Genomic DNA, 8,781 nt, shown 5'->3' with positions numbered 1-8,781 from the left:
CCCCCCAGCCGCTCGGCGCTCGGGAGACCCACCGAATCCCTGGCGCCGGCTCGCAGCCGGAGGCCGTCCGCGACCCCGACGGCCAGGCCGCGCTCACGGAGGTCCGCGGCGGCGACCCCGGCCAGCCGCAGCACGTGGTTCCCGCCCCTCCTGCGCGCCGCGGCCGGGCGGGAGGGCGCGGGAACCAGCCACCAGGGTTCGCCACGCCCCAGCTCCGGTGGGGGCCCCACCGGCCCGTGCTGACCGCCGATCCCCTCCGCGAGCGCCTCGCCAAGGGGGGCCGCCAACCCCCACCTGGCCCGTTCCTTGAACGCCAGGACGGCGGTTCTGGTCACGCCCGTGTACTCGGCCAACGCGTAGACCGGGGCCGCCACGGCGACGGGCCTCCCCGTCACCGGCCGTGGTCGGCCGAGACCACGCCGGCACCCGTCGCAGAGCTCACGTCCCGGGAGGTCACAGCCCACGCACCAGCGGGGCACGACCAGATCCAGCACCGGTTCCCACAGCGCGCGCACGGGCGGAGCCTCCCGAACGGCACCGACGAGAACGTGGCTCCGGCCGACGACCGAACCCCGATACCGACCGATCGGGTGTCACCCGGGGTAAATAGGCACTGCCCCACCGTTCTTGACGGCCGCGTGCTGCTGCCAGTAGCTGTTCACGTCCTGCACGGTCCACAGCCCGTTCTGGTCCGCGACCATCACGTCCTTCTTCGGGAAGGCGGTCACGGTCGTGACGTCCTGGGTCAGGTTCGACTGCTGGTAGCGCTGGAAGACCATGCCGTCCGGGCTGATCCGCATCACCGGGTACTTCCCGCTGACCGCGACGATCAGGTACTCGCTGCCCTGTTCCCCGGGTGCCGGGTACTGCCAGGCCACCGAACGGGCCTGGATCTCCTCCCCGATGCGGTGCAGCACGTGGTGCCCCCCGATCCTGGGCCCCTCGTTGTCGCTGGACACGGAGGCGACCAGCAGGTCGTCACCCCCGACGACGGCCACCCGCATCCCGTCCGGGGACAGCCGGAGATCGGTGATGGGCAACTGGTCGTCGGGCAGCCGGTGGGGCACCGGCCTGGTCACCCAGCCGTTCTGCCCCGTGGCCACCACCTGCAACACCGTGTCGCCGTCGACGACGGTCCACAACTCGGAGGTGCCGGCCCGCCACGTCGGCCTGGTGAGCGTCTCGGCGTCGATCTCCACCGGCAGCAGGTCCTCGCCGTACCCGCCGACCCAGAGGGTGGGCCGACCGCGCACGTCGCGGCCGACGACCGCGAGCTGGCTGCCGTCCACCGACTGCGCCGCGGTCTCGGCCCGGTAGTCGCCCGCCCCGGCGGGCCCCGGCACCGGCTCTCCGGTCAACGTCTCCACCCGGCCGTTGCGCACCATCAGCCCCGGCAGGTCCAGGTTGGGGGCGAACGCCTGCATCTCCGCCCGGAAGTCGACCATGCGCCACAGCTTCTTCTCCGGCAGCACGTCGACGTTCTCGTACATCACCCGCACCGGACGCGGGGTGACCGACTGGACGGAGAGCACGATGCCCGCGACCATCCGCCGGTAGGACTCCGGCGTCGGGTCCTTACCCAGGTTCGACAGGTTGACCTCGATCACGGCGTCCCGCGCGTCGCTGACGTTGGACCGCATCGCCGCGCCCCGGGGCAGCACGGGAGCGACCGCGCCGGCGAGGCTCGCCGAGGGGCCCTGCTGGAGCAGCTCGACGACCTTCCCGGGGTGCGCGGTGCTCGGCTGGGCCGGGATGTACCGCAGGTCCGGGACGAGGCCGGGCCGGTCGCTGGCGTGGAAGTACAGCTGGACCTGCTGGTAGTTCAGGTTGAAGTCGTCCACCGTCATGACGACGTCGGTGGGGGGCTGGCTGATCCGCCACCCCTGGTTCTCGCTCTCCTTGGTCATCACCAGCCGCATGTCGTGCGTTCCCCAGTCGGGCACGAAGGACATGTCCGGCTCGATCCGGCCGATGCGGCGCGCCGTCACCCGGACGACCGCGACGTCGTCCGGGGCCTCGCTCACGGCCAGTTCCTGGTCGTGGATCACCAGTTGGAGCTCGTCCACCAGGGTGATGCGGGACTCGGTGTCCCACTGGCGCTGGGCCTCGTCGGTCAGGTACGCGCGCGCCTCCGCGTGGTCGTCGTCGGGGCGCGCGCTCGCCTGGACGAAGGCGCGGGCCAGTTCCGGCGCGTCCAGTTCCGGATCGGGGGCCTGGACGTCGCCACCGGGGCTCCCGTCATCCATGCGCTGCGCCACCGTGGCGGTGGAGGACTCCGGGATCGCCACACACCCGCCGGCGAGCAGGCACGCTCCCGCGAGCAGCACGACCACCAGGCGGGCCGCTGCTCCCCTGCCACCTCCGCTGAGCCCAGAGGTCACGTCGAGTCCCTCCCCCGGTCGGCGGTGAGCGCCTCCGACCAGCTGGGAAGGCCCAACTTCTCCAACCGTTCCCGCGCCGCCCGCGCCTCGGCCAGCGCCATCTCGTCCTCCGCGCCGACCAGCACCGGCTCCTCCGGGTACTCCGAGCCCTCCACGGGCGAAGGCGCGTCCGCTCCCGCCGGCGGCCCCTCGGCTGGTGGAGCGCCGGACCCGGGACCGGCGGGGCCGTCCTCGGGGTCGCCGCCCGCCACGAGGCGTTCCGCGCCGTAGTAGGGGCGGGCACCGCCCCACGCCGGGTCCGCCACCATCAGCGGCAGCGGGCTCTGCGTCAGTTCGATGCCGGGCCGCCGGGGCAGTGTCAGCCGGAAGCACGCCCCCTCCCCTGGTTCACCGACCGCCTCCAACTCGCCGTTGTGCAGGCGGGCGTCCTCCAGGCTGATGGCCAGGCCCAGGCCGGTGCCGCCGCTGTGCCGGTTCCGGGACGGGTCGGCGCGCCAGAAGCGGTTGAAGACCAGTTCCTCCTCGCCTGGTCTGAGGCCCACACCGAAGTCCCGGACGGTGACGGCGACCGCGGAGGAGCTCTCCCCGACCCTGACCTCCACGGGTTTGCCCTCGCCGTGGTCGACGGCGTTGGCCAGCAGGTTGCGGAGCACCCGTTCGATGCGGCGGGAGTCGATCGCGACCATCACCGGATCCGGTGGCAGGTGGAGGTCGATGCGGACCTTCGCGGTCGCGGCGATCGCGCGCACCGACTCCGCGGCGCTGCGCACCACCGGGCGCAGGTCCACGCTCTCCGCGCTGAGCTGGATCACCCCGGCGTCCAGCCGGCTGATCTCCAGCAGGTCGCTGAGCAGGGACTCGAAGCGGTCCAGTTCGTTGACCAACAGCTCGGTGGAGCGGGCGAGGCCGGCGGGGAACTGGTCGCGGGAGGCGTGCAGCACGTCCGCCGCCATCCGGACCGTGGTCAGCGGGGTCCGCAACTCGTGGGAGACGTCCGAGGTGAAGCGGCGTTGGAGCTGCCCGAACTCCTCGAGCTGGCGGATCTGGCCCTGGAGGCTCTCCGCCATCGCGTTGAAGGAGTCGGCGAGCCTGGCCACCTCGTCCTCGCCGGTGGCCCGCATCCGGTCGTCCAGGTCTCCGTCGGCGAAGCGTTCGGCGACCTCGGCCGCCTCCCGGACCGGCCGGACGACCTGCCTGGTCACCAGGTAGGTGACGCCGCCCAGCAGGACCACCAGCGCGAGCCCCCCGACGAGCAACGTGCTCTGCACGAGGCTGATGGTCCGCTGTTCCGGGGTCAACGGGTACAGCTGGTAGAGCTGGATCGTCCGGCTCACCGTGGGCACGGGAATCCCGACCGCGAGCATCGTCACCGGTCGGCCGTCGCGGTCGACGGTGGTGATCTGGGAGGCGAGGCTGTTCTCGTCCTCCACCTGACGCCGCAGGTCCTCCGGGATGTCCTCCAGCGGACCGGACTGGGCCAGCGGCTCCCCCGTCTCGGTCTGACGCCCGTAGAAGTCGGCGAGCACCGGGTCGAAGACGCCGGCGGAACCGGAGGAGTCCTGGTCGGTCCTGGTGCTGAGCGTGTTCCTCGCCGCGCTGAGCTGGGTGCCGAAACCGTCGGAGTTCGGGTTGGAGCCGCGCAACTCGTTGCTGACGATCTCCCTGCTGGTCTGGGCCTGCTCGAGCGCGGCGTCCCGCTTGGCATCGATCAGCCGCGAGATGATCTGCGTCTGGAGCACCATCACCAGCACGAACACCACGGCGGAGGAGAGCGCCAGCGTGCTCACGACCACCCGCACCTGGAGCGACCGCCGCCACAGCCCCGCGGCCGCGCGCAGTCGCAGGCGGACGAGGCGGTGCGCTCGCCGGAACCGCCGGGAGGCACGCCGGTGGAACGACGCACCGCTCCGATCAGAACTCTTCACCCGCACCACCCGGTCCCGTCACGGGTCATGGGGGGCCGGCCTTGTATCCCACCCCGCGCACGGTCAGTACCACCTCGGGGTGCTCCGGATCACGTTCGACCTTGGACCGCAGCCGCTGCACGTGCACGTTCACCAGCCGGGTGTCGGCGGCGTGCCGGTAACCCCACACCTGTTCCAGCAAGACCTCACGAGTGAACACCTGCCGGGGTTTGCGGGCAAGGGCGACCAGCAGGTCGAACTCCAGCGGAGTCAGTGAGATCGGTCGCCCCTCCCTGGTCACCTCGTGCCCGGGCACGTCGATGGTGAGATCTCCGATGTTCAGCACCTCGGCCGGCTCGGATTCCGTCCGCCGGAGCCGGGCGCGCAGCCGGGCCACCAACTCCTTGGGTTTGAACGGTTTCACCACGTAGTCGTCCGCGCCGGACTCGAGGCCGAGCACGACGTCCACCGTGTCGTTCTTCGCGGTCAGCATCACGATCGGAACACCCGACTCGGCGCGGATCGCCTTGCACACGTCGATGCCGTTCATCCCGGGGAGCATGAGGTCCAGCAGGACCAGATCCGGCTTGAGCTCCCGCACGGCGGGAAGGGCGCGTGTGCCGTCGCCGACGACCGCGGTGTCGAATCCCTCGCCCCGGAGGACGATCGTCAGCATCTCGGCGAGCGCGGGGTCGTCGTCAACTACCAGTACACGCGACTTCATGCTGGATATCGTCGCATTGGCTGCCCTGCGGGAACGCACCACCCAGGGACGCGAGACGTGACCGTTGTTACCCGACCGCTCACCATGCACCGTGCTCGCATTTCGCACCAGCTCCCCCACTTCCACGCCGTGGTGACTCGAATCACGTTGTATCCCCCGGTCTTAGACCGTTTCCGGTGACCGGTTCGTTACGCGTGGGGCAGGTGCGGTTCGCAGGTGCGGTTCGGGCGGGACGGGCTAGTCGGAACGGCCGGCTCCAGCCGCCGTTCCGGCAGCCTCCACGCTCTCCCCGGGAGGAATCCGGTCGTCCTCTGGGGGCGCGACCAGGGACCCCTCCGGAGGAGGGGGACCGCCGCCCTGCCGCTGCCCGTCGGGTCCGCCCGCCCGGCTCTGGTCGGGGCCCGCCGGCGCCCAGGCGGGGAACCGCCGCACCCGGTGCGTCATGCGCCGCCGCCACATCCAGGTCCACGAGGACACCGTCACCCGGTGTTCCCCGCCGGGCCAGCGCACGGCGTAGGGATGGCTCGCGGACCTCCCCACCAGCTCGTCGAACTCGACCTCTCCCCGCGCGGCGGCGAGCAGCAGCGAGTAGAGCCTTCCCTGCTGCTCCTCCTCCCGGAGGTCGAACTCGACGGGCTCGGCGATGTCCAGGAAGACCAGCGCGATCTGCCCGAGCAGCCACACCACGACATCACCGGCGGGGTCGGGCGGGCAGACCTCGACGATCGTGTGGTCGCCGTGCTCCTCACGGACCCAGTCCGTCACGGGCAGGCCGGTGTCCGACCGCACCTGAGCGAGCAGGGCGAGCACGAGGGTGTGCGGCTGTTCAGCCGAGAAGTTCATCGACCAACCGATTCGTATCCACCGTGGACACCGCGTCCACGACCGTCCAGGGTGCGAGCCAGCCGCGTCCGGCGAGCTGCTCGTAGAGTGCGGCACACCGGGCCTGGAGGTCGGCGTCCGACTCGTAGATGTCCCGTTCCCGGCCCACCTCCGTCGCCTCACGGCGGGTCACCCGGGAGGCGGCGACGGCGGGTGTGACGCTGAGCAGGAGGTGGGCGTCGGGAACGGGCAACCGCAGGCGGGAGATCTCCAGGTCGTGCACCCAACGCACGAAGTCGCCGTCGGCGTCCTGGCGGAGCCGGGCGGCACCGTAGGCGGCGTTCGACGCCACGTAGCGGTCCAGCAGCACGACGTCGTACCGCTCCAGGTCGGCCCGCAGACCCTCCGCCGCGTCCCGCCGGTCGAGCGCGTACAGCAGTCCCATCGCGTGGGGTGAGTCCGAGACCGGGCCCAGCTCACCGCGCAGGGCGTCCCGCACCAGGTCCGCGTGCACGTCCAGGCCGTACCGCGGGAAGGCCCGGCCGTGAACGCTCAGTCCGCGCTCGGTGAGTGCCGCGCTCAACCTCCCGAACAAGGTCCGCTTGCCCGCGCCGTCAATGCCCTCGATCCCGATCAAGCGTCCCACGGGCGCACACCGTAGCCACCCCCCTCGGGCACCCGCACGCCGGCCCAGGAATGCCGTGCGGGGGGCGGGGACGGGACGCGCAACGCCCGGGCCCTCCCGGCGGGAGGCCGCTCCCCGCGCTCGTGGCCAGCGACGACGCGCACGACGCCGGACCCCGCTCCTCCGCGGAGCGCACGGCCAGCGGCGGTGGGGGGCCTCAGGTGCCGGGAACTCCCCCACCCCCGCGACCGGGGGTGTGCCCCGCTAGCGGACGTGTTCCCGCCGGGGCGGGCACGTCCTCGCCTGCGGGGCGGGCGGTGGGCGCGTGCGCCCGATGGCGGAGGTCAGCAGCGGGGCGCGCCGGCACCGGCCACCGGGCCACGCCGCTCCGGGTCAGCACCGGACCAGGACGTCCGCGGCCCCGGTGCCCGCTCCCCGGGCGCAGGTCCGACCTGACCCGCCAGCGGAGGACGTCGCCGCCCTCCGCGCGCGACGACGTACCCCCGGCCCCCGGGTTGGGCACCACCTCGGGGGGCGCCGCGCCGGTGGTCCGGGCCGGTGCCCGCCGGAGCAGGGCGGCGGCCACGGCGGCGGGCTCCCCGCCGTGGTCATGCCTGCGAACGGACTAGGCACCAGCACACCGGTGGTCGGGCCACCGGGGCCGGGGGATCGCGGTCGTCCGCCGCGACCGCTCTCGGTGCCCGAACACGGGAACCGGCACCATGCGGGCCGCGCCACCCCGCGCACCGGCGAGCGGAGCGGGCGGCCGGGAGTGCAGCCCGGGCGGCACTGCCGCCACGGGCAGGGGCGGTCAGTACCGGTAGTGCTCGGACTTGAAGGGACCGTCGACGTCGACGTCGATGTACTCGGCCTGCTCCTTGGTGAGCTTGGTCAGCTCGCCCCCCAGTGCCTCCAGGTGGATGCGCGCGACCTTCTCGTCGAGCTTCTTCGGCAGCCGGAAGACCTCCTTGTCGTACTCCTCGTGCTTGGTGAACAGCTCGATCTGGGCGATCACCTGGTTGGAGAAGGAGTTCGACATCACGAAGGACGGGTGACCGGTGGCGTTGCCCAGGTTCAGCAGCCGCCCCTCGGAGAGCACGATGATCGAGTGGCCGTCGGGGAAGACCCACTCGTCGACCTGCGGCTTGATGTTGACGCGCCGCACGCCCTTCCAGCGGGCCAGCCCGGCGATGTCGAGCTCGTTGTCGAAGTGCCCGATGTTGCCCAGGATCGCCTGGTGCTTCATCCGGGACATGTGCTCGGCGCTGACGACGTCCTTGTTGCCGGTGGTGGTGATGACGATGTCGGCCTGGTCGATGACCTTGTCCAGGGTGGACACCTGGTAGCCGTCCATCAGGGCCTGGAGGCCGCAGATCGGGTCGATCTCGGTGACGATCACCCGGGCGCCCTGTCCGCGCAGCGACTCGGCAGCGCCCTTGCCCACGTCGCCGTAGCCGCACACCACGGCGACCTTGCCGCCGATCAGGACGTCCGTGCCCCGGTTGATGCCGTCGATCAGGGAGTGCCGGATGCCGTACCGGTTGTCGAACTTGGACTTGGTGACGGAGTCGTTCACGTTGATCGCGGGGAAGAGCAGCTCGCCGGCGGCGGCGAGCTGGTACAGGCGGAGGACACCGGTGGTGGTCTCCTCCGTGACGCCCAGGATGGACTCCCCGACGCGGGTCCAGCGGGACCCGTCCTCCCGCAGCGAGCGGCCCAGCAGGTCGAGGATGACCTTCCACTCGTCGGGGTCGTCGTCGGCGGCCGGGGGGACCACGCCGGCCTTCTCGTACTGCGTTCCCTTGTGCACCAGCAGGGTGGCGTCACCGCCGTCGTCGAGGAGCATGTTCGGCAGCGCATCCCCACCCCAGGTGAGCATCTTCTCGGTGCACCACCAGTACTCCTCCAGGGTCTCCCCCTTCCAGGCGAAGACGGGGACGCCCTTCGGCTCCTCCTCCGTGCCGTTCGGACCCACCACGACGGCGGCCGCCGCGTGGTCCTGGGTGGAGAAGATGTTGCAGGACGCCCACCGGACCTCGGCGCCCAGATCCACCAGTGTCTCGATCAGTACCGCGGTCTGCACAGTCATGTGCAGCGACCCGGAGATCCGAGCCCCACGCAGGGGGAACGCGCCCGCGTACTCGCGCCGCAGCGCCATCAGCCCGGGCATCTCGTGCTCGGCGAGCCGGATTTCCTTGCGTCCGAAGTCGGCGAGTGACAGGTCTGCGATGGCGAACTCGATACCGCCACGGGTCTGGAGCCTTTCGGCGCTCATCAGGCGTCTCCTCACGACACGGGAACAACCCCCGCACACTACCGTTCGCC

7 protein-coding genes are annotated in these 8,781 nt (G+C 71.7%); all 7 read right to left on the bottom strand.

The window, feature by feature from the left end; all coding sequences use genetic code 11:
* Nucleotides 1-515, bottom strand: a 515-nt coding sequence (locus ACTIDRAF_RS28910; RefSeq protein WP_016699424.1) for a ComF family protein, incomplete at its 3' end; no start/stop codon positions are given.
* Nucleotides 516-593: 78 nt separating this feature from the next.
* Entirely contained in the window at nt 594-2,381 is a 1,788-nt protein-coding gene (locus tag ACTIDRAF_RS0214320) for an LpqB family beta-propeller domain-containing protein (RefSeq protein ID WP_157163031.1), read from the bottom strand.
* Complete coding sequence (mtrB, locus tag ACTIDRAF_RS0214315; protein WP_016699421.1) at nt 2,378-4,315, bottom strand: MtrAB system histidine kinase MtrB; 1,938 nt, start codon at nt 4,313-4,315, stop codon at nt 2,378-2,380. The genes ACTIDRAF_RS0214320 and mtrB overlap by 4 nt, the downstream gene beginning before the upstream one ends.
* Nucleotides 4,316-4,331: 16 nt before the next feature.
* A complete protein-coding gene (gene mtrA, locus ACTIDRAF_RS0214310; RefSeq protein ID WP_016699420.1) occupies nt 4,332-5,009 on the bottom strand; it encodes an MtrAB system response regulator MtrA in 678 nt (225 codons plus the stop codon).
* Between the two features lie 237 nt (nt 5,010-5,246).
* A complete protein-coding gene (locus ACTIDRAF_RS0214305) occupies nt 5,247-5,852 on the bottom strand; it encodes a hypothetical protein (RefSeq protein WP_016699419.1) in 606 nt (201 codons plus the stop codon).
* Nucleotides 5,836-6,477 carry a dTMP kinase gene (locus tag ACTIDRAF_RS0214300; protein WP_020371194.1) on the bottom strand — a complete coding sequence of 214 codons (642 nt, stop codon included), beginning with the start codon at nt 6,475-6,477 and terminating at the stop codon, nt 5,836-5,838. The genes ACTIDRAF_RS0214305 and ACTIDRAF_RS0214300 overlap by 17 nt, the downstream gene beginning before the upstream one ends.
* A gap of 790 nt (nt 6,478-7,267) precedes the next feature.
* Nucleotides 7,268-8,731, bottom strand: coding sequence for an adenosylhomocysteinase (gene ahcY, locus ACTIDRAF_RS0214295; RefSeq protein ID WP_016699416.1), 1,464 nt, complete (start codon nt 8,729-8,731; stop codon nt 7,268-7,270).
* Nucleotides 8,732-8,781 lie beyond the last annotated feature (50 nt).

Origin of the sequence: Actinoalloteichus spitiensis RMV-1378 (assembly GCF_000239155.1) — a bacterium.
Taxonomy (GTDB): Bacteria; Actinomycetota; Actinomycetes; order Mycobacteriales; family Pseudonocardiaceae; genus Actinoalloteichus_B; species Actinoalloteichus_B spitiensis.
Note: the sequence above shows the minus strand (reverse complement) of the source record. Positions and strands in the feature narration are given on the sequence as shown.

Bases quoted from the DNA above. Each gene is read 5' to 3' on its own strand.
- mtrA (WP_016699420.1), bottom strand. From the start codon at position 5,009: ATGAAGTCGCGTGTACTGGTAGTTGACGACGACCCCGCGCTCGCCGAG.
- ahcY (WP_016699416.1), bottom strand. From the start codon at position 8,731: ATGAGCGCCGAAAGGCTCCAGACCCGTGGCGGTATCGAGTTCGCCATC.
- ACTIDRAF_RS0214305 (WP_016699419.1), bottom strand. From the start codon at position 5,852: ATGAACTTCTCGGCTGAACAGCCGCACACCCTCGTGCTCGCCCTGCTC.